This window comes from Microvirga medicaginis, from assembly GCF_052658925.1.
Genome location: NZ_JBQWEL010000003.1, coordinates 157,821 through 178,154 on the forward strand (window position 1 = coordinate 157,821; position 20,334 = coordinate 178,154).

The 20,334-nt window shown below is 61.9% G+C and carries 21 protein-coding genes and 1 pseudogene; 13 read left to right on the top strand and 9 right to left on the bottom strand.

What is annotated here, in order from left to right; genetic code table 11:
• Positions 1–64: 64 nt before the first annotated feature.
• Genes ACUXUR_RS05885 through ACUXUR_RS05905 form a run of 5 tightly spaced genes read right to left on the bottom strand, consistent with a single transcriptional unit; the run spans position 65 to position 4,003 of the window.
• Entirely contained in the window at positions 65–634 is a 570-nt protein-coding gene (locus tag ACUXUR_RS05885) for a putative glycolipid-binding domain-containing protein (RefSeq protein ID WP_445501415.1), read from the bottom strand.
• Between the two features lie 60 nt (positions 635–694).
• Positions 695–1,369 (bottom strand): LutC/YkgG family protein, encoded by a 675-nt coding sequence (locus tag ACUXUR_RS05890; protein WP_445501416.1) that lies wholly within the window; start codon positions 1,367–1,369, stop codon positions 695–697.
• A complete protein-coding gene (locus tag ACUXUR_RS05895; protein ID WP_445501417.1) occupies positions 1,366–2,799 on the bottom strand; it encodes a LutB/LldF family L-lactate oxidation iron-sulfur protein in 1,434 nt (477 codons plus the stop codon). The genes ACUXUR_RS05890 and ACUXUR_RS05895 overlap by 4 nt, the downstream gene beginning before the upstream one ends.
• Before the next feature lie 8 nt (positions 2,800–2,807).
• Positions 2,808–3,602, bottom strand: a complete 795-nt coding sequence (locus ACUXUR_RS05900) for a (Fe-S)-binding protein (protein ID WP_445501418.1) — start codon at positions 3,600–3,602, stop codon at positions 2,808–2,810.
• On the bottom strand, positions 3,599–4,003 hold the full coding sequence (locus ACUXUR_RS05905; protein WP_445501419.1) for a c-type cytochrome: 405 nt from the start codon (positions 4,001–4,003) through the stop codon (positions 3,599–3,601). Before ACUXUR_RS05905 ends, ACUXUR_RS05900 begins: the two co-directional genes overlap by 4 nt.
• A gap of 245 nt (positions 4,004–4,248) precedes the next feature.
• Between ACUXUR_RS05905 and ACUXUR_RS05910 the strand changes: the two genes are divergently transcribed.
• The 5 genes and pseudogenes from ACUXUR_RS05910 to ACUXUR_RS05930 all read left to right on the top strand — a co-directional run bounded on the left by ACUXUR_RS05910 (position 4,249) and on the right by ACUXUR_RS05930 (position 9,965).
• The gene (locus ACUXUR_RS05910; RefSeq protein WP_445501420.1) at positions 4,249–5,682 is read left to right on the top strand and encodes an FAD-linked oxidase C-terminal domain-containing protein; all 1,434 of its coding nucleotides are present in this window, start codon (positions 4,249–4,251) and stop codon (positions 5,680–5,682) included.
• Positions 5,679–6,866: an FAD-binding protein gene (locus tag ACUXUR_RS05915; protein ID WP_445501421.1), complete on the top strand. Its 1,188-nt coding sequence runs from the start codon at positions 5,679–5,681 to the stop codon at positions 6,864–6,866. Before ACUXUR_RS05910 ends, ACUXUR_RS05915 begins: the two co-directional genes overlap by 4 nt.
• A 21-nt stretch (positions 6,867–6,887) precedes the next feature.
• Positions 6,888–6,980, top strand: a pseudogene (locus tag ACUXUR_RS05920) (DUF2585 family protein); the annotation flags it as partial.
• A gap of 9 nt (positions 6,981–6,989) precedes the next feature.
• Positions 6,990–8,345, top strand: a complete 1,356-nt coding sequence (gene glcF / locus ACUXUR_RS05925) for a glycolate oxidase subunit GlcF (protein WP_445501422.1) — start codon at positions 6,990–6,992, stop codon at positions 8,343–8,345.
• Positions 8,346–8,597: 252 nt separating this feature from the next.
• Positions 8,598–9,965 carry a chromosome partitioning protein ParA gene (locus tag ACUXUR_RS05930; protein WP_445501423.1) on the top strand — a complete coding sequence of 456 codons (1,368 nt, stop codon included), beginning with the start codon at positions 8,598–8,600 and terminating at the stop codon, positions 9,963–9,965.
• 68 nt (positions 9,966–10,033) lie between these two features.
• Here the strand turns inward: ACUXUR_RS05930 and tyrS are convergent, their stop codons facing one another.
• On the bottom strand, positions 10,034–11,284 hold the full coding sequence (gene tyrS, locus ACUXUR_RS05935) for a tyrosine--tRNA ligase (protein ID WP_445501424.1): 1,251 nt from the start codon (positions 11,282–11,284) through the stop codon (positions 10,034–10,036).
• A 374-nt stretch (positions 11,285–11,658) separates the two neighbouring features.
• Here tyrS and ACUXUR_RS05940 point away from each other — a divergent pair, with 374 nt between their 5' ends.
• The 3 genes from ACUXUR_RS05940 to ACUXUR_RS05950 all read left to right on the top strand — a co-directional run bounded on the left by ACUXUR_RS05940 (position 11,659) and on the right by ACUXUR_RS05950 (position 13,830).
• Positions 11,659–12,513 (top strand): SDR family NAD(P)-dependent oxidoreductase, encoded by an 855-nt coding sequence (locus tag ACUXUR_RS05940; RefSeq protein ID WP_445501425.1) that lies wholly within the window; start codon positions 11,659–11,661, stop codon positions 12,511–12,513.
• Positions 12,510–13,094 (top strand): NUDIX hydrolase, encoded by a 585-nt coding sequence (locus ACUXUR_RS05945; protein WP_445501426.1) that lies wholly within the window; start codon positions 12,510–12,512, stop codon positions 13,092–13,094. Before ACUXUR_RS05940 ends, ACUXUR_RS05945 begins: the two co-directional genes overlap by 4 nt.
• 61 nt (positions 13,095–13,155) lie before the next feature.
• Positions 13,156–13,830 carry a DUF2076 domain-containing protein gene (locus ACUXUR_RS05950; RefSeq protein WP_445501427.1) on the top strand — a complete coding sequence of 225 codons (675 nt, stop codon included), beginning with the start codon at positions 13,156–13,158 and terminating at the stop codon, positions 13,828–13,830.
• A gap of 74 nt (positions 13,831–13,904) precedes the next feature.
• On the opposite strand, the gene ACUXUR_RS05955 is transcribed toward ACUXUR_RS05950, so the two are convergent.
• Entirely contained in the window at positions 13,905–14,654 is a 750-nt protein-coding gene (locus ACUXUR_RS05955) for a L,D-transpeptidase (RefSeq protein WP_445501428.1), read from the bottom strand.
• Positions 14,655–14,866: 212 nt separating this feature from the next.
• Here ACUXUR_RS05955 and ACUXUR_RS05960 point away from each other — a divergent pair, with 212 nt between their 5' ends.
• The 4 genes from ACUXUR_RS05960 to ACUXUR_RS05975 all read left to right on the top strand — a co-directional run bounded on the left by ACUXUR_RS05960 (position 14,867) and on the right by ACUXUR_RS05975 (position 18,581).
• Positions 14,867–15,712 (top strand): DMT family transporter, encoded by an 846-nt coding sequence (locus ACUXUR_RS05960; protein ID WP_445501429.1) that lies wholly within the window; start codon positions 14,867–14,869, stop codon positions 15,710–15,712.
• A 199-nt stretch (positions 15,713–15,911) separates the two neighbouring features.
• Positions 15,912–16,199: a co-chaperone GroES gene (gene groES / locus ACUXUR_RS05965; protein WP_445501430.1), complete on the top strand. Its 288-nt coding sequence runs from the start codon at positions 15,912–15,914 to the stop codon at positions 16,197–16,199.
• A 56-nt stretch (positions 16,200–16,255) separates the two neighbouring features.
• Positions 16,256–17,902 (top strand): chaperonin GroEL, encoded by a 1,647-nt coding sequence (groL, locus tag ACUXUR_RS05970; protein WP_445501431.1) that lies wholly within the window; start codon positions 16,256–16,258, stop codon positions 17,900–17,902.
• A 193-nt stretch (positions 17,903–18,095) separates the two neighbouring features.
• Positions 18,096–18,581 carry a calcium-binding protein gene (locus ACUXUR_RS05975; protein ID WP_445501432.1) on the top strand — a complete coding sequence of 162 codons (486 nt, stop codon included), beginning with the start codon at positions 18,096–18,098 and terminating at the stop codon, positions 18,579–18,581.
• Positions 18,582–18,659: 78 nt separating this feature from the next.
• On the opposite strand, the gene gstA is transcribed toward ACUXUR_RS05975, so the two are convergent.
• Together gstA and ACUXUR_RS05985 are read right to left on the bottom strand one after the other, a co-directional pair.
• Complete coding sequence (gstA, locus tag ACUXUR_RS05980; RefSeq protein WP_445501433.1) at positions 18,660–19,277, bottom strand: glutathione transferase GstA; 618 nt, start codon at positions 19,275–19,277, stop codon at positions 18,660–18,662.
• Positions 19,278–19,303: 26 nt separating this feature from the next.
• Positions 19,304–19,756: a DoxX family protein gene (locus tag ACUXUR_RS05985; protein ID WP_445501434.1), complete on the bottom strand. Its 453-nt coding sequence runs from the start codon at positions 19,754–19,756 to the stop codon at positions 19,304–19,306.
• 107 nt (positions 19,757–19,863) lie between these two features.
• Between ACUXUR_RS05985 and ACUXUR_RS05990 the strand changes: the two genes are divergently transcribed.
• Entirely contained in the window at positions 19,864–20,310 is a 447-nt protein-coding gene (locus tag ACUXUR_RS05990) for a MarR family winged helix-turn-helix transcriptional regulator (RefSeq protein WP_445501435.1), read from the top strand.
• Positions 20,311–20,334: the final 24 nt, after the last annotated feature.

Below are 20,334 nucleotides of genomic sequence, written 5' to 3' on the forward strand. Positions count from 1 at the left end.
GAAAAGTTAGGCGAGCGCCAGTGCTTGGGGGCGCGCGGAGTTGTCACGCAGGCTGGAGAATCCGTCAGTCCAGGCGCCGGAACAAGCCAGGATAATCCCGTACGAACCCATCCTCATCGACCGGCAGATCGACCGTGAAGCCGCTGCCGAGGCTCTCAAAGCGGTAAAGGGCACCGGGGTTGAGCGCCGTGTAGCGCTGGTCTCGTGGCGAGACGGTCAGATCAGGGATTGCGATATAGCAGAGGCGAATATCGGCGGTCTGCCCGGCCGCCCATTCCAGGCGGCGGATCGGCAGAGTGTTAGTCAGGGGCGTTGCTTGAATATCGACATCGATGCAGCCCTGAAGCTCGGGCCTGGGCTTCCCGTTCTCAATCCAGCTGCCTTGCCCATTGCTCTCCAGATCGAGAACGTGCCCCGATGTCGTTTGAAGATGGGCCGCTCTGGTGCGCCAGGAGGAGTCTACTCTCAGCCGATAATGCAGGCCGAACTTTGTTCCATCCTCCCGGCCGATCACCATGCCGGAGATGGTCAAGCCGCCATCGGCCGGGCGCACATTGACATGCTCCAGGCCTTCCTCGCAGCCGTCCCAGGCCGACCAGCGAAGATTGCGAAAAATCAGCGGGCGAGTGGGCATCGGGACCTCCAAGCTGCGCAGGACAAGAATATGCCTCTGCGCAGACTTTTCGAGTCCGTCCTACTCCCGCACCACGATCACATGCAGCCGCCGGGGGCCGTGGGCGCCGAGGAGCAGGGTCTGCTCGATATCGCCGGAGCGGGACGGGCCGGTGATCCAGTTCACCGTGCGGGGCATGCCGCCCTTGCCGAAGGCGAAGCGCACGCGGTTCCACACGGATTCATAATCGCTCGCGATATCCTTGGCCGAGACCACGATGATGTGATTGTCGGGCAGGAAATTGAGGGTGGAGGGGTTCTCCGGACCTGAGATCATCGCCAGCGTGCCGGTCTCCGCCACGCCGCCGAAGGCATGGCTCACTGCATTGAGATCGCGGCCCTCGCTCGGGCCGTGCGAGATCTCCAGCGTCGTCTCGCCCCAGGGCATCACCTTCAGGCGCGGGTCATCGCCCATGCGCAGGCTGGCCGGAAGGTTGTGGTTGCGCAGGAAGAGCGCGATGGATTGCGGAACTTCCATTGCGGCAGCCACTTCGGTAACCGTCGCAAGAGAGGCTTCGGCCATCGTCTTGAAGAGAGCGATGCGCTCTTCGCCGGAGACCTGCCCGCGCTCGGGGATGACGCCGCGGGGCGCACGCTCCAGCCGATCCTGAACGATCTGCCTGCGGATGGTCTCGTTGCCCTTCACGCCGAGAGAACGGCGGATATTGGTGAAAATATCGTCGCGGGCGCTGGTCATGCTGTTCTCCCGTTGCGCTCGCGCTTCCAGCGCGCCTGGAACGTTTCTCCTTGCGGAGCGGGGAAGTCGCGATACTTCGTCCAGCCCTTCGCAAGCGGCAGCCATTTGAAGCGGCCGCGCTGGCGTCCGGCGAAACCAAGTGTCGCCATCGCGGCGCGGGTGGCGAGGCGATAGAGGGCAGGGCGCTTCGCGAAGAAGCCCCAGAGTCCCAGGCCCGAGCGCACGGAGGCAGGCGTGAGATGCCGCTCGAATTCCCGCTCGCGCCAATGACGCATGAGCTTGGGGAGAGGAATGCGCACGGGGCACACGCTCTCGCAGCGTCCGCAGAAGGTGGAGGCGTTGGGCAGGTGCCCCGCCTTGTCGACACCGATCAGCGAGGGTGTCAGAACAGCGCCCATGGGACCAGGATAGACCCAGCCATAAGCATGTCCGCCCACGGCGTGATAAACCGGGCAATGGTTCATGCAAGCGCCGCAGCGAATGCAGCGCAGCATCTCCTCGAAGCTCGTGCCGAGCATGGAGGAGCGCCCGTTGTCGATGAGCACGACGTGATAATTCTCAGGGCCATCCGCATCGCTGGAGCGGCGGGGGCCGGTGGAGAAAGTGGTGTAGACCGACATCTCCTGGCCCGTGGCCGAGCGGGCAAGAACGCGCAGCAGCTGGCTCACGTCTTCGAGCGTCGGCACCAGCTTCTCGATGGATGCGAGCACGATATGCGTCTTCGGCAAAATCTGCGTCAGGTCGCCATTGCCTTCGTTGGTGACGATGATCGACGTGCCGGTCTCCGCCACCAGGAAGTTCGCGCCCGTGATGCCTACATCCGCTGCAAGGAAGCGTTCGCGCAGAACGGCACGGGCTTCGGTCAGCAGCTGCACGGGTTCCGACAAATCGCGCTTGGCATCGAGATGCGTGTGCACGCGCCGGAAATCCTGCTCGACCTGGGTGGCGTTGAGATGCACCGCGGGCGCGATGATATGGCTCGGCATCTCGTTGCGCAGCTGGATGATGTATTCGCCCAGATCCGTCTCGACGGGGCGAATGCCATTGGCCTCAAGGTGGTGATTGATCCCGATTTCCTCGGAGATCATCGACTTGCCCTTGGTCACCGTCTTCGCGCCGGCGTCTTGGCAGATCTTCAGGATGATCTCGCGGGCTTCATCCGCATTGCGGGCGAAATGCACATGGCCGCCCGACGCCGTCACCTTCTCCTCGTAGGCCTCGAGATAAAGGTCGAGATGTTCGAGCGTATGGTTCTTGATGTCGCGTGCCGAATCCCGCAGCGCCTCGAACTCGGGCAGCTTGTCGGCGGCTGCCTTACGCTTGTCGATGAAACCCTGCTTCACGTTGTTCAGCGCTTTCTGCAGCTGAGGGTCGTGAAGCGCGCGGGCGGCGTTCTGCTTGAACTGGGGAGAGGTGGTGTGAACGGTCATGGCTGTTTTTACTTGCGCAACGCGTCCTTGGCGAGGCCGATGGCCGGCTCGTCCGTCATGCCGGCCAAAATCTCGGCCACGTGACGCACCTCGATAGGCTTGCCGTCGCGGCTGAGTTTGCCTGCCATGTTCATGAGGCAGCCGAGATCGCCCGCGAGCAGGGTCGGCGCGCGCGAGGCCTCGATGTTCTTGGCCTTGGCATCGACGATGGCGCCCGAGATGTCGCTGTACTTCACGGCGAAGGTTCCGCCGAAGCCGCAACACACGTCACTGTCGTTCATCTCGACGAGGGTAAGGCCCTTCACGCTCGCCAGGAGCTTGCGCGGCTGGCTCTTCACGCCGAGTTCGCGAAGGCCGGAGCAGGAATCATGGTATGTCACGGCACCGTCGAAGGAGGCATCGACCTGAGTGACGCCGAGGACATCCACCAGAAAGCTCGTGAGCTCGTAGGTCTTGACGGCCAGCGCATCTGCCTTCGCACGCCAGTTCGGATCCTCTTCGAAAAGCTCCGGATAATGTTTCTTGATCATGCCGGCACAGGAGCCCGAGGGGGCCACCACATAGTCGAAACCTTGGAAGGTTTCGATCATCCGCATTGCTAGGTCGCGCGTGGTGCCTCGATCGCCCGAGTTATAGGCAGGCTGGCCGCAGCAGGTCTGGACAGGAGCTTCGACGATGCAGCCTGCATCTTCCAGGAGTTTCACGGCAGCAAAGCCCACGGAGGGACGCATCAGGTCGACGAGACAGGTCACGAAAAGGCCGACCCGAGGCTTCTCGGGTCGGCTCACGGTCAGGTCGCTCATTGGGTAACCTTCTGGCCCTGAGCGTCGAACTGCTTCAGGTAGGCCACGAGATCATTGATCTTCTGCTCGTCCTTGAGGCCGGCATAGATCATCTTCGTGCCAGGAATCTTGGCCTTCGGATCCTTGATGTATTCGCGGAAGGTCGCCTCGTCCCAGGTGATGCCGGAATTCTTGTTGGCTGCGGAATAGCTGTAGCCTTCGACCGAACCCGAATGACGCCCGATGAGGCCGTTCAGGACGGGACCCACGGCGTTCTTCGCATTCGGACCGATCTGGTGGCAGGCTCGGCACTGAGCGAACACCTTTTCACCGGCAGCGGCATCCTGGGCTTGTGCGTGATTGAACTGGGCCTGGGCCAGCCCGGCGAGCAGCAGGGCGGCAGGGAGAATCAAGGAACGCATCAAAAACTCCTTATCTGGACAAGTGTCCCACCCTAGAGCATCGAACCCAAAAGTGGGACGCACTTTTGGGGCCCGTCCGACGCTTCATTGTTTAGCGGCGCATCCTGCGGAAAATCGGGTCCATTTTTCCGCATGATGCGCTAGAGAGGCTCTACATTATTGGAAAATTCCCTCAAGGCCAGCTACCTTGTGGGGAAGGGCAGCCATGCCGTGGAAGCAGCCGGAAAACGCCCAGGGAGGGTGTCATGACGATCGCATTCCCCAAGCCGGATGAGGCCATTCTGGCCCGCCGCAAGGAAATCATCGAGGGCTTGAGCCGGCTCGTACCCTCCGAAGCCCTGATCTCGTCCGAGGACGAGCGCCGGGCCTTCGAGACCGACGGCCTGACCGCCTATCGTCAGATACCGCTGGCCGTGGTGCTGCCGTCATCAACGGAAGAGGTCTCGGCCATCATGCGATTCTGCCACGAGCACGGGGTGAAGGTGGTGCCCCGCGGGGCGGGAACCTCGCTCTGCGGCGGGGCAATCCCTCAAGCCGATGCCATCGTGCTCGGCGTCGCCAAGATGAACCGGGTGCTGGATGTCAATTTCGAGGGCCGCACGGCCCGGGTGCAATCCGGTATCACCAATCTCGGGATCAGCCAGGCCGTGGCCTATGAAGGGTTCTTCTACGCCCCCGATCCGTCGAGCCAGCTCGCCTGCACGATTGCCGGCAACATCGCCATGAATTCCGGCGGCGCGCATTGCCTGAAATATGGTGTGACCACCAACAACCTGCTTGGCGTCACCATGGTGCTGCTCGACGGCACGGTGGTGGAGATCGGCGGCGAGCATCTCGACAGCCCCGGCTATGATCTGCTCGGCCTCATCTGCGGCTCGGAGGGTCAGCTCGGCGTCGTCACGGAAGCCGTCGTACGCATCCTTCGTGCGGCGGAGGGCGCGCGGCCTGCGCTCTTCGGCTTCGAGAGGGTGGAGGATGCGGGCGCCTGCGTCGCGGCGATCATCGGGGCCGGCATCATTCCGGTCGCGCTCGAATACATGGACAAGCCTGCGATCCAGATCTGCGAGGCTTTCGCCCATGCAGGCTATCCGCTCGATGTGGAAGCCATGCTGATCGTGGAGGTCGAGGGCTCCGATCAGGAGATCGACGACATGCTCAGACGCATCGTGGCGATTGCTGAGCCCTTCAAGCCGAAGACGATGAAGGTCTCGCAATCGGAGGCCGAAAGCGCCGCGATCTGGAAGGGCCGCAAGTCGGCCTTCGGCGCCACGGGACGTGTGGCGGATTACATCTGCATGGATGGCACGATTCCCACGGGGCAGTTGCCCTACGTGCTCAAGCGCATCGATGAGATCGTAAAATCCTACGGCCTCGGCGTCGCCAACGTGTTCCATGCGGGCGACGGCAACCTGCATCCGCTCGTCATGTTCAACACGAACGTGCCCGGCGAGATGGAAAAGGCGGAAAAGGCCGGCGAGGATATCCTCAAGCTCTGCGTGGAAGTGGGCGGCTGCCTCACCGGCGAGCACGGTGTCGGCATCGAGAAACGCGATCTGATGACATACCAGTTCAGCGAGGCCGATCTCGCGCAGCAGATGTGTGTGCGCGGCGTGTTCGATCCGCGTTGGCTGCTCAACCCGGCCAAAGTATTCCCCCTTGAAGGAAGGCTCGCTGCGTGACCAATCACCTTCCCCGCGACGAGCAGGACGCCTCTGCGATCATCTGTGACGCTTCCGAGAAAGGCGTCCTGCTCAGCCTTTCCGGCCAGAGCACCAAGGCCGAGATGGGACGTCCCAACCAGACGGATGCCTCGATTTCTTCCGCGGCCTTAACTGGCATTACGCTCTACGAGCCTGCGGAAATGGTGATTTCCGCGCGCAGCGGAACGCCTGTGTCCGAAGTCGTGCGCACATTGGCCGAGAAGGGGCAGGAGCTGCCCTTCGAACCGATGGATTATCGCCCGCTGCTCGGCACGAGGGCGGAGCCCACCATCGGCGCGGTGGCAGCCATGAACATCTCCGGCCCGCGCCGCATCATGGCAGGAGCCGCGCGCGACAGCCTGATCGGTGTGCGCTTCGTGAACGGACGCGGCGAAGTGGTGAAGTCCGGCGGGCGCGTGATGAAGAATGTCACGGGCCTCGATCTCGTGAAGCTGATGGCCGGCTCCTGGGGCACGCTTGGCTTCCTCACGGAAGTGACCTTCAAGGTGCTTCCCAAACAGGAGCGCATGACGACATTCGTGCTGCGCGGTCTCAAGGATGCCCAAGCCATCGAGGCACTCTCGCAGGCGCTCGGCTCACCTTACGACGTAACGGGTGCCGCCCACATTCCGGGGCGCGACAGGCCGGGCGCGAGCACGCTGATCCGGCTTGAAGGATTCTCGGTCTCGGTCGATTACCGGCTCGGCGAGCTGCGCCGCCTGCTCAAGCGCTTCGGCGGATCCACCGATGTCCTGGAGGGCAGGGGTGCGGAAGCCGTGTGGCAATCGGTGCGCGATGCGACGGTGCTCAACAATGGCGCAGACCGCGCGATCTGGCGCGTCTCGACGGCGCCGACCAAGGGGCCCGAATTCACGAAGCGGATTGCGCAATCGCTCGAAGCGCAGTGGTTCTATGATTGGGGCGGCGGCCTCATCTGGATTTCGACTCCCTTGAGCGGTGATGCAGGCGCTGCCCAGCTGCGGGAGATCACTCAGGAACTCGGTGGTCACGCTACGCTTGTTCGCGCGCCGGCCGAAATCCGCTCGGCCATTGACGTGTTCGAGCCGCAGAACGAGACGCTGATGACGCTGACGAAAGGCATCAAGGCGTCCTTCGATCCGTCTGGAATTCTCAATCCGGGCCGGATGTATGCGGGTGTCTGAGATGCCGAAACGGAGGCTGTCGTCGGGTACTGGATCCACGACGATCCCGCCCTCAATATCATCATGCTGATCCGTCCGGTGGATGCCATCAACCAGTGGCAATCGGCGATCTGAGATAAAACGATGCAAACGAATTTCACACCCGATCAGCTCAAAGACCCAGCAATGGCTTCGTCGGAGAAAATTCTCCGCACCTGTGTCCATTGCGGCTTCTGCACGGCGACCTGTCCGACTTACCTGCTCCTCGGCGACGAGCTCGATTCACCGCGCGGGCGCATCTATCTCATCAAGGACATGCTGGAGAGCGGCAAGCCTGCTTCGCCCGAGGTGGTGAAGCATATCGATCGCTGCCTGTCGTGCCTGTCCTGCATGACCACCTGTCCTTCGGGCGTGCACTACATGCATCTTGTGGATCATGCCCGCGCCTATATCGAGGCGACCTATACGCGGCCCTGGCATGACCGGCTTCTGCGCGGGTTGCTCGCGCGCATCCTGCCTTATCCCAAGCGCTTCCGCCTCGCCATCGGTGCAGCCCTGCTCGCAAAGCCCTTCCAAGGGCTGATCGGCGCGCTTCCCGTCCTTGGGTCTAGGCTGCAGGCGATGATCGATCTGGCCCCTGCCCATATGCCTGCCCGCTCACCCTTCGAAAATCCGGGCACCTTCAAGACCGAGGGTGAGCGTCGCGGTCGCGTGGCAATTCTGTCCGGCTGCGCCCAGCCGGTGCTGAAGCCCGGCTTCAACGAGGCGGCCATCCGCCTGCTCAACCGGCATGGCGTCGATGTGGTCCAGCCGAAGGGGGAGGGCTGCTGCGGCGCGCTGGTACATCACATGGGCCGGGATCAGCAGGGGCACGAATTCGCCAAGCGCAATATCGACGCCTGGATCGCCGAGATGGACGGGGAGGGATTGGACGCCATCATCATCACCGCCTCCGGCTGCGGCACGACGATCAAGGATTACGGCTTCATGTTCCGGGACGACCCGGCCTATGCCGAGAAGGCGGCCCGGGTCTCAAGCCTCGCCAAGGACGTCACGGAATATGTCCTGACTTTGAACCTGATGGAGCCGGTGCGGGAGACCGATCTCGTGGTCGCCTATCACTCCGCCTGCTCCATGCAGCACGGCCAAGCCATTCGCACCGAGCCCAAGACCCTGCTGAAGAAGGCGGGCTTTACGGTAAAGGATGTTCCGGAAGGGCATATCTGCTGCGGCTCGGCCGGCACCTACAACCTGCTCCAGCCCGAGATCGCCGCTCAACTCAGGGCCCGGAAGGTGGCCAATATCGAGCGCACTAGGCCCGACTTGATCGCCACCGGCAATATCGGCTGCATGACCCAGATCGGAAAAGGAACCGAGATCCCGATCGTCCATACGGTCGAGCTGCTGGATTGGGCGACCGGTGGACCAATGCCCGAAATCCTTGAAAAGGCAGGTTTTCAGAGCCGCCTCTCGCGGCCATTGACCCTTACCGTTGAGTAACTATGTCACATCGTCAGGCAACGAAATTTTGTTTTCATCCGACCTGACTCTGGGTTAAAAGATGCCCAAAGTGTGACAATTAGGCGCAAAGGGGACGGCACCATGTCTTCGGGTTGGACGTCTTTCAGAAACCGTTTCGGTGGCAAGAAGCCGGGTGAAGAAATTGCTAGCGTCCTGCCTGTGCAGTCTGACGCAACGGCGTCTATGGCCTCGGCCGCTGCGGCGGTGATTCCTCAGGAGAAGGAGCCTATCGTGGTGCGCCCCAACGGTGCACTCGATTCGGTGGGACAAAAGAACGAGCTGATCCGCGTCCGCTTCGCCAACATGATCGACCGACTGGAGGAGATCCGCAGCCTGAAGGAGGACTTCGCCCTCCTGAACGAGCCGGTGAACGATCTCATCCGCAGCTATCCCCAGCTTCAGTCGCGCCTGCTGGAGACGGAGGCGGTCCTCAAGCAAGAGACTGAAAGCACGGCGGCGCTCCGGCGCGAGCTGCACGATCTCGGCACGCTCCATGCCCGTACCATGGATGATTTGTCCGCCACCGTCTCTCAGCTCCGCAAGGCGGAGTCCAAGACCCGCGAGCAGGAATCCTACATCGAGGATCTTCGCCTCAATGTGAAGGACAAGGAGGCGGCGGTCGCCGACCTTGAAAACCAGCTGGCGATCGAGACCGAGCGGGCCCGCAACATCACGGAAGAGAACCAGGCCCTTCGCCTGGAGGCGCAGGAAGCCGATCAGACGGTCGCCCGTGCCGAGCGCGAACTCATCGAGACCCGCGAGCGCAACGGTCTTCTTGATCACGAGGTGAAGCGCCTGCAGAAGGTAGCGGAGGAGCAGAACTACCGCCTCTCCAGCCTCACCAACCGCTATGGCGAGCTGGAGACCCAGCTCGAGGCCACCCGCCAGCGCGCCTCCGAGCTGGAGACCAAGCTCATGGCCGAGCAGGTGCTGCGCCAGCGCCTCGAGACGCAGCTCGATTCAGAGCGTTCCTCGCACCAGACGGATCTCTCGGCGCTCGACATGAAGATCGAGGGGCTCAACTCGCGCCTTGCCGCCACGGACAAGATCCTGGTCCATACCCGTGATCAGCTGCGCGACAAGAACGAGGCGCTTCGCGGAGTCGAGCGCAACCTCAAAGAGACCACGATCGAGAAGAATACCCTCGACCGCCGTCTCGAAGCGACCCAGCAGGAAGTCGAGCGTCAGGTGGCGATGGTCAACGAGCTTCAGCGCTCGCGCATCGAGCTGCAAGAGCGCGTGGAGATGCTCAACAAGGCCATCGCCGCCAAGGACTTCCAGATCGAGAGCTCCGACAACAAGCTTGCGAGCCTCACCGAGCGCATCGACCAGCTCACCAAGCGTTTCGAGCAGGAGCGCAGCACGCTGGAGGCTGCCAATCGCCGCCTCACGGAAGAGCTGCAGAACGAGAAGGCCGAACGCTCGCTCGTGCAGGGCGCCCTCGAGATTGCCCGCGAAAGCCGCATCAAGATCCAGAAGAAGTACATCGCCCTGCGCAAGAAGACCCGCCTCGACTCGCAGGACGACGACACTGTTCTCCTCGACGAGGATGAGGTCGAAACGAATGTCCATCCGTTGAAATCCGCGGATGCCGAATAAGAAAAAGCCCCGCCGATGCGGGGCTTTTTTCTTTCATGGCATTGCGAACAGGGCTCCAGAGGCCAGCATCAGATTGCCTTCACCAGGGCATGGCGTTTGCGTCCTGCCGTGAGCATGAGGACGCCATCGCGTAGGTTTGACGTCGCTGCCGTTGCACTCTCGTCATCGACAGGTTCGCCATTCAGCTTGGCTCCACCGCCCTTGATCAGGCGCCGCCCTTCGCTGCGGGATGCGGCGAGACCGGTCCGTTGAAGGAGAGTTGCCACAGGAATGCCGAGATCCAGCTCCGCAACGGGAATCTCGATGCTGGGCAGTCCTTCAGGCGATGCTCCTTCAGCGAATGTGCGATGGGCCGTTTCTGCTGCTTCGCGGGCCGCTTCCTCGCCATGAGCCAGGCGCGTCACCTCGGTCGCAAGAATCCGCTTCGCCTCGTTGATCTCCGACCCCTGCAGTTTGCCCAGGCGCTGAACCTCGTCGAGCGGCAGCTCGGTGAAGAGGCGAAGGAAACGCGCGACATCGTCGTCCTCCGTGTTGCGCCAGAACTGCCAGAACTTATAAGGACTCAGGCGTTCATTGTTGAGCCAGATCGCACCTCCCGCCGTCTTGCCCATCTTGGTGCCCGACGAGGTCGTCAGGAGCGGTGTCGTTAGCCCGAAGAGCTGCCGCTGATCGATGCGCCGTGCCAACTCAATGCCGTTGACGATGTTGCCCCACTGATCCGATCCGCCCATCTGCAGCACGCAGGAATGACGGCGTGAGAGCTCGAGGAAATCGAAAGCCTGAAGCACCATGTAGTTGAACTCGAGAAGCGTCAGGGGCTGCTCGCGCTCGAGTCGCTGGCGCACGCTGTCGAAGGTCAGCATGCGGTTGATGGTGAAGTGCGTGCCGAAATCGCGCAGGAACGGCAGGTAGCGCAGCGGATCGAGCCAGTCCGCATTATCCACCATCACGGCATCCGTCGGGCCATCGCCGAAGGTGAGGTACTGCGAGAACACCTTCTTTATCCCGGCGCTGTTCTGTGCGATCTGCTCATTGCTCAGCAAAGGACGGCTGGCGTCGCGGAAGCTCGGATCGCCGATCTGCGACGTGCCTCCGCCCATCAGGATGATCGGCTTGTGTCCCGATTTCTGCAGCCAGCGCAAGGCCATGATCGGCAGAAGGTGCCCAGTATGCAGGCTGTCCGCCGTCGCGTCGAAGCCGACATAGGCCGCGACAGGTCCCGCGCCGAGCGCCGCATCGAGCGCTGCGAGATCGGTGCATTGATGAATGAAGCCGCGCTCGCCGAGCATCTTCAGAAAGAGAGATTGGGGCTGTGTCATTGGGGTCTCCTGGGCTTTTTAAGAAAGCCGCAGACCGGAGACCGATCCCGAAATGAAAACGCCGCCGGAATGCGGCGGCATGGATCGTGAGGTCGCAACCAAACGCAGCCGCCCTATGGGGACGGCGTATAATAGCTGACGAAGATGGTGCGGCCTGTGATCATGGGCCTGTTTCTACCGGCCCTGTTCTGTCGCGTCAATGGCTCACAAGATCGTGCAAGGGTGTCCTGCCCTTGGCAGCTCATCCCGCAGCACCACTTGTGCGGCAGCAGGCTCCTGTTGAGAGGCAGAGCCGCCGCTTGCCAAGCTTGAATATTGGCAGCACTCAAGGACTTCGCGAACATTGGCGAACCTTTTGGCAAAGGACCCCAACGATGGCTCATCATCCTGCAATCGCTCCCAACCGCGTAGCCGTCATCACCGGAGCTGCGAGCGGCATCGGGCTCGCGGCGGCAAAGCGCTTTGCGGAACTCGGGTTGAAGGTCTGCCTCGCGGATCTGCCGGGCGAGGCTCTTCAGCGCGCGGCGGAGGAGGTGGCAAGGGCTAGCGGGGATCCTCAGAACGTCATCGCCGTTCCCACCGATGTCAGCCGCAGTGAGGATGTCGAACAGCTGAGGGAGAAGGTCACCACAGCCTTCGGTGAGGTGGCCGTGCTGATGAACAACGCGGGCACGGAAGGCGGCGGTCAGCTCTTCGGCGATCCTCAGCGCTGGCAGGCCATTCTGCAAACCAATCTCTGGGGTGTCATCAACGGCGTGCAGGTCTTTGCGCCTGCGATGATCGAGCAGGGGACGCCCTGCTCTATCATCAACACGGGCTCGAAGCAGGGCATCACCACGCCTCCCGGCGACACGGCCTATAACGTGTCCAAGGCGGGCGTGAAGGTGGTGACGGAGGCGCTGGCCCATGAGCTGCGCAACAGGCCGAACTGCCGAGTGACAGCGCATCTCCTTATCCCAGGCTTCGTCTTCACGGGCCTCACGCGGGCGCGGGGCGTAACCGAGAAGCCTGCCGGTGCCTGGACACCGGAAGAGGTCATCGACTTCCTGCTGCCGGCTTTGGAACGCGGCGATTTCTACGTGCTCTGCCCGGACAACGAGACGACCCGCGCGATGGATGAGAAGCGCATTCGCTGGGCTGCGGAGGACATTATCGAGAACCGCCCCGCGCTCTCCCGCTGGCATCCCGATTACAAGGATGCGTTCACGAAGGTGATGGAGGGAGAATGAGCGGCAGTTTCAATCCGGCAGCCTTTCGTGCGCAGATCAGGCATCTGCTTGATGAGCATGACCGCGTGTTTGGGGTCGTCGAGGGAAGGCATATCGTTCTGAGACGGCAGATCGAAAACGGGGATGACATTCATTCCCGCTCCACGTTTCCCGGACACGTCACGACGTCGGCGTTCATTCTGGATGAAGCAGGTCGTCGCATCCTGCTGATCCACCACCGCTCTCTCGCACGCTGGCTGCAGCCGGGCGGGCATTACGAGGCGCCTGAGAACCTTGAGGCTTCCGCCTTGCGGGAGGCCTTCGAGGAAACGGGTGTGGCGGGCCTTGCCCTCGACCCATGGCATCAGGTCTCCGGCATTCCCATCGATATCGACAGCCACCTCATCCCGGCTCGGCCTCAGAAGGGTGAGCCTGAGCACTGGCATCACGATATCCGCTACATCGTGAGGACGGAGGAGGGGGGCGTCAGTCCCGATCTGTCGGAGGTTCATGGTGCGGAATGGCGCGATGTGGCGGAACTGAAGAGCATTGCCCCTGCGGCCCTGCGCAATATGCGCAAGCTTGGCCTTGTCCGCCCCTAACAAAACATGAAGCCGCGCTTACATGAGGGGGGCAACGGTCCATGCGCGAAGGAGGTTTGCCATGAACGATCAGGAACGCGAGGTCATTGCCGATATCTTCCGACGGCTCGAACAGGTGGCGAACCAGCCCCGCGATCCGGAGGCCGAGCGCTTCATCGCCGAAAAGCTGCGCCAGCAGCCCTATGCGCCCTACGCCATGGCGCAGGCGATTTTCGTGCAGGAGCAGGCGCTGGCAAGGCTCCAGGAGGAAAACGATCAGCTGCGCGCCGAACTGGAGCACGTGAGCCGCCAACCGCAGCAGGGCGGTTTCCTCTCCAGTATCTTCGGGGGCGGAGCGCGCCCGCCGGGTCCGGCCTACAACACGCCGCCTGCCCGCCGCGCGTCGCCTTGGGGCGTGCCGCAGCAGCCTCCGATGCACCAGTCCTATGGCGCACCGGGGCCTTGGGGCGGCGGCATGATGCAGCCGCGAGGCGGCGGCTTCCTGCAGACCGCATTGTCTACGGCTGCCGGTGTCGCGGGTGGTATGATGATCGCCAATGCCTTGTCCCATGCCTTTGGGGGAGATGAGAATCCTGCCGAGGCAGGAAAGTCGGCTCTTGCCGATCTCGGCAACGATCAGGGCGGCAATACGGATTTCGCCGGCATTACGGATTCTCTGTACGAGAATCCTGATCAGAACCGTGACGACTTCTCCGACTTCGGCGGCGATGCCGGCGACGATGGCGACTGGGCTTAAAGCTCATCGTGCATAGTCGATAAAACGCCCGCCTTATGGCGGGCGTTTTCATTTCGACTTTGCACTTCTTCGGGTCAGATCACGATGACGGGCGTGCCGACCTTCACGCGGTTGTAGAGATCCACCACGTCTTCGTTGAGCATGCGGATGCAGCCGGAGGAGACGGCCTGCCCGATGGTATGCGGCTCGTTGGTGCCGTGGATGCGGTAGAGCGACGAGCCGAGATAGAGCGCGCGCGCGCCGAGCGGATTGTCCAGGCCGCCTTCCATGTAGCGCGGCAGGTCGGGACGACGGCGCAGCATCTCTGCCGGCGGGCGCCAATCGGGCCACTCGCGCTTCATCGAAACAGTTTTGCGACCGGCCCATTCGAAGCCCGGACGGCCGACGCCGATGCCATAGCGGATAGCGCGCCCGCCTTCCTGTACGAGATAAAGGAACTTCGCATTCGTATCGATGACGATCGTGCCCGGGCGCTCCGTGCCGCGATAGGACACGATCTGCCGCTGGAACTGGGGTGCGATCGCATAGTCGATGCTGTTGTCGTAACCGGAATCCTCATAGGTCTGCGGCAGGGTCGCAACCTGCGTGCCGGAGCGAGGGACCGAGCCCGTTGCATACGGATAGTAGTCGCGTGAGGCAGGGCGCGTGACGACTGGATAGCTACCGCTGTAGCCGTCCTGCGCGCGAGCATAGGGATAGTTGTATTCCGAGGAGATGTAGGTATTGCCGTAGTAATGCCCGCCGCCATAGGCGTACTGAGCTGATCCCGAAGTTGGCATCAGGGCGACGAAAAGCATTGCGGTGCAAGGGATCCAAGCGCGCATCGAAGCATCCTATTCCTGTGGTTTGCTTCAATAACGACAAGCGCGGCATTTGTTTCCGTCAAGCTCCGCAAAAATGCATGAATGCTCACCTTGCTTTTCTGTCGACAGTGCAAAACGGCGGATGAAGCGGTCGCCAAATTGCTGTAAGAACTTCGCTCTTCTGCGAAGGCTCTCATCCTGAGAGCTCGCGCCTCACATCGTTGTGATCTTAAATGCAATACGGTCCCGCCCTGCGGGCAGCCGCAGGTATCGCGGTTCTGTCCGTCATGGATGCGGTCATCAAAGGGATGTCCGCCTATTACCCGACCTTCCAGGTCGCATTCCTGCGTTTCATCTGCGGGACCATTGTGGCAACCGGCGTGGTCGCCGTCATGCGTCCAGGCTGGCCGAGTCGCGAGACGGTGCAGGCGAATGTCCTGCGCTCCGTCACTGCGGTCGTCACGGCTGTCAGCTTCTTTTATGCGCTTGGTCAATTGCCCCTGGCAGAAACCCTCGTCCTCTCATTCCTTTCTCCCATGTTCATCGCGCTGTTCGGGCTGCTCATGCTCAAAGAGCGGGTGGATCCGAGGATCGTCGCAGCCATCGCCATCGGCTTCGGCGGCACGCTTGTGGTGGTGCTGGGACAGACAGGGGAGGCGGGGGCTACCCGCTCCTGGATGGGCGTTGGCGCAGCGCTGTTGTCTGCCATCACTTACGCCTTAAGCCTCGTGCTGCTGCGTCAGCGGGCACAGAAGGACAAGTTCCTGCATATCGTCTATTTCCAGAATATCGGCCCGGCTCTCCTTGTCCTGCCTTTCGGCCTTTGGGCCTGGCAGCCCCTGAACGTGGTGCATCTTGCTTGGTTCATGCTCATGGGCGTTCTCGGGGTCATCGGCCACGTGCTCATGGCAACCGCCTATGCGAAGGCCGAGGCTGCCCGGCTCGCCCCCCTGGAATACACGGCCCTGATCTGGGCGGTTCTGATCGGCTATGGCGTGTTCGGCGAGATCCCCACTCTGGCGACCCTGGGGGGAGGGCTCCTCATCGTGGCCGCGGCCATGCTCACCACCCGGCGGTAGGTCCTGATTTTAATGAGGAAAGAGATTTTCCCTTTAGAACCAAGGCGTAACAAAGTTTCTTGCGCGTCGGTGCCTTGACTCTCCTTCAGCATCTCCTTATTTCGCCCTCATCGTTAGCACTCGTCTTCCGACAGTGCTAACAGGGATAAGACCAGGGCGCGGCCATCGGGGCCGCGTTAACAGTCAAAGGGGAAGTTCCATGAAGTTCCGTCCGCTGCACGACCGCGTCGTCGTCCGCCGCATCGAGGCCGAAGAGAAGACGGCCGGCGGCATCATCATCCCGGATACTGCCAAGGAAAAGCCGCAAGAGGGCGAAGTCATCGCCGTCGGTCCCGGCGCCCGCGATGAGAACGGCAAGATCGTTGCTCTCGATGTGAAGGCCGGCGACCGCGTTCTGTTCGGCAAGTGGTCCGGCACCGAGGTGCGTATCGACGGTCAGGATCTCCTGATCATGAAGGAATCCGACATCATGGGCATCGTCGGCTGATTTAAGCCGCTCCGATCCCCATCATACGATTTCCAATTTAACTGGAGGCTGAGCCTATGGCTGCCAAAGACGTTAAGTTTTCTTCCGAAGCCCGCGAAAAGATGCTGCGCGGCGTCGACATCCTCGCCGATGCGGTGAAGGTGACGCTGGGCCCGAAGGGCCGCAACGTGGTGATCGAGAAGTCCTTCGGCGCGCCGCGCATCACGAAGGACGGCGTCACCGTCGCGAAGGAGATCGAGCTCTCCGACAAGTTCGAGAACATGGGCGCCCAGATGGTGCGCGAGGTCGCCTCGAAGACCAACGACATTGCCGGTGACGGCACCACCACCGCGACGGTTCTGGCCCAGGCCATCGTGCGCGAAGGCGCCAAGGCGGTTGCCGCCGGCATGAACCCGATGGACCTCAAGCGCGGCATCGATCTCGCCACCGCCGAGGCCGTGAAGGACATCCAGGCTCGCGCCAAGAAAGTGAAGTCCTCCGATGAGGTTGCCCAGGTCGGCACGATTTCGGCCAACGGTGACGAGTTCATCGGCCGTGAGATTGCCAACGCCATGGCAAAGGTCGGCAACGAGGGCGTGATCACCGTCGAGGAAGCCAAGACCGCCGATACGGTCGTGGACATCGTCGAAGGCATGCAGTTCGACCGCGGCTATCTCTCGCCGTACTTCATCACCAATGCCGAGAAGATGGTGGCCGAGCTCGAGGACCCTTACATCCTCATCCACGAGAAGAAGCTCTCCTCGCTCCAGCCCATGCTGCCGATCCTCGAGGCTGTCGTTCAGACCGGCAAGCCGCTGCTCATCATCGCCGAGGACGTCGAGGGCGAGGCTCTCGCGACGCTCGTGGTCAACAAGCTGCGGGGCGGCCTGAAGATCGCCGCCGTGAAGGCGCCCGGCTTCGGCGACCGCCGCAAGGCCATGCTCGAGGACATCGCGACCCTGACTGCCGGTCAGACGATCTCCGAAGACCTCGGCATCAAGCTCGAGACCGTGACGCTTCCGATGCTCGGCCGCGCCAAGCGTGTTCGCATCGACAAGGAGAACACCACGATCATCGACGGTGCCGGCAAGAAGCAGGACATCGAAGCTCGCGTGGCTCAGATCAAGGCGCAGATCGAGGAGACCACCTCGGACTACGACCGTGAGAAGCTGCAGGAGCGTCTGGCCAAGCTCGCAGGCGGCGTCGCGGTGATCCGCGTCGGCGGCGCGACCGAGGTCGAGGTGAAGGAGAAGAAGGACCGCGTCGATGACGCTCTGAACGCCACCCGCGCTGCGGTGGAAGAGGGCATCGTCCCCGGCGGCGGCACGGCTCTGCTGCGCGCCAAGGCTGCGGTTTCCAAGCTCACCACCGACAATCCGGACGTGCAGGCCGGCATCAAGATCGTGCTGCGCGCTCTTGAGGCTCCGATCCGCCAGATCGCCGAGAACGCTGGCGTCGAGGGCTCGATCGTGGTCGGCAAGATCAACGACAACACGAAGTCCGATACCTACGGCTTCAATGCCCAGACCGAAGAGTTCGTGGACATGCTCCAGGCCGGTATCGTCGATCCGGCGAAGGTCGTCCGCACGGCTCTGCAGGATGCTGCTTCCGTGGCTGGCCTGCTCGTCACCACCGAGGCCATGGTCGCCGACGCTCCGAAGCGCGAGAGCGCTCCCGCGATGCCCGGCGGCGGCATGGGCGGCATGGGCGGCATGGACTTCTAAGAAGTCCAAAAGCCCACCATCAGAAAGGCTCAAGTCCGGCAAGCCGGACTTGAGTGGCGGCATGGACTTCTAAGCCCAACGCTTCCGTAGAAATGAAGAAGCCCCGGAGTTTCCTCCGGGGCTTTTTATTTGAACTCTTGTTGCATAAAGATATGATATAAAGTATCGATAAGGGCAAGCCTAGGAGGAAACCATGGCCGCCTCTATCGTCGACATGTGGCATCCTCAAATGCTCCCGACGCCGCTTCCCAGAGTTGAGACAAGTCTCTTCTTGAAAGGACGAGGGAAGGCGGACATTCTCGTCGGCGGGAAGGGCAACGATTATCTCAACGGCGGCTTCGGCAACGATACGCTGACCGGCGGCGAGGGAGCCGATGTATTCGCCTTCACGACCAAGGCTTCCGATACCAACATCGACCGCATCATGGACTTCGCCAAGGAAGATATCATTGCTCTATCGTCAAAGGTATTTTCGGGCCTGAGAAAAGGCGTTCTCTCAAAGGGTGCCTTTCAGGTTGGCACGAAAGCCTTTCAGCACGATGACCGGATCATCTACAACATCAAGACAGGTGACGTGCTCTATGACGCAGACGGGTCCGGCACGAAATACGCGGCGGTCCATTTCGCTCACCTGACGGCCGGCAGTGCTCTTGCAGCAAGCGACTTCCTCGTCTTTTGAGAACTGCGGCTCCAATCGCATTCAGCAAAAAAAGCCCCGGATCTCTCCGGGGCTTCTGCATTTGATACACGTAACGAATTAAGCCGCCTGCTTCAGCAGGCCTTCGGCTTCAAGCGCTTCCTGCACCTTCGGGCGTGCGGCCACGCGGGCCTGGAAGGCGCTCAGGTTCTTGAAGGACGAGATGTCGATCGCGTGGAAGTTCGTCCAGTTCACGACCGTGAACAGATAGGCATCGGCAATCGTGAAGGTCTCACCCATCAGAAATGGCTGCTTGGCCAGGATCTCGTCGAGATAGGCGAAACGGCTGGCAAGGCGATCCTTCGTGGCAGCCTTCACGGTCTCCGGAGTGGCCGGGTTCCAGAGCGGGCCGAAGCCCTTGTGAATCTCGGAGCTGATGAAGGTGAGCCACTCGATGAGGCGATAGCGCTCCATGGTGCCGTTGGCCGGCGCAAGCCCGGCGTCGGGCTGCTGGTCGGCGAGATACTGGATGATCGCAGCCGCTTCCGTGAGCAGGGAACCGTCCTTCAGGGCGATGGCGGGCACGTAGCCTTTCGGGTTGATCGCGCGGAAGCTCTCGCCGGTCTCGGTGAGATGCTTCGAGAGGTCCACTTTCTCGAGGATGACCGGAAGGCCGGCCTCGCGGGCCACGATGTGCGGGGCAAGCGAGCAGGCGCCGGGGGTGTAGTAGAGCTTCATGACTTGGTCCTTGATGGAGGGAGGGATCAGATAGCAGGCTTCAGCGAAGCCGGGCTGGGGAGGAGGGAGAGGCGGGAGGATGGGCTCAGAGCGTAAGCGCCGTCGCCCAGAAGAGCCTGTGCCACCGAGAGCACGATCAGGTAAAGCGGATATTCCCAGCCGCCGCCGGGAGAGGAGAAGACCCAGCCGTTGCCGATATGGACCCAGGCGGCGCCGAAGAGAACCGGCAGGAGCGCAAGCGCGACCCAGCGGCTCTGGACGCCGAGAACCAGCAGGATACCGCCGATCAGCTCGGCGAAGAAGGTGGCATAGGCGAGGAAGGCAGGAAGGCCGAGGGATTCGAAGTACTGCGCCGTGCCCGCTAGGGTGAAGGTCATATACTTCAGGACTAGGCTATGGGCGATGAACATGACGCCCAGAGAGACGCGAAGGAGCAGAACGCCATAGGCGGTGCTGGACGAGGTGGTGCTGTTCGACATCGGGAAAACTCCATGCAGATGCATGGATATTCATATGCACTTGCATGGAAATGTCAAATATGATGCAATTGCATATAAGCAGGAGGTGCTTTGCCGTGGTGCAAAACATGCAGGAACCCTCGGACGCCGTGACCGATGCTTGGGTCCGCCTGATCCGGGCGGAGAGGGAAGTGGTGGGCCAGATCGAGGCGGAGTTGAAAGGTGCCGGTTTTCCCTGCCTGTCCTGGTACGATGTGCTCCGGCATCTGAAGCGCCAGCCTGATGGTCGCTCCTCCCCGAAGGAGATCGAGGAGGCGCTGCTGTTCGAGCAGTACAACCTTTCCCGGCTTCTCGACCGCATGGAGACGGACGGGCTCGTGCGCCGCATCCCCTATCCCGGGGACAAGCGGCGGCAATTGGTCGAGATCACGGAGGAGGGCCGAGAGCTTCAGCGGCGCATGTGGGGCGTCTACGGTCCGGCCATCAATCGCTTTGTCGGTTGCAAGCTGACCGAGGCGGAGGCGGAGCAATTGGCCTCTCTGCTCCTGAAGCTGATGCAGTCCAGGAAGGATTAGGGACGAGAAGGATTAGGCCAAGAA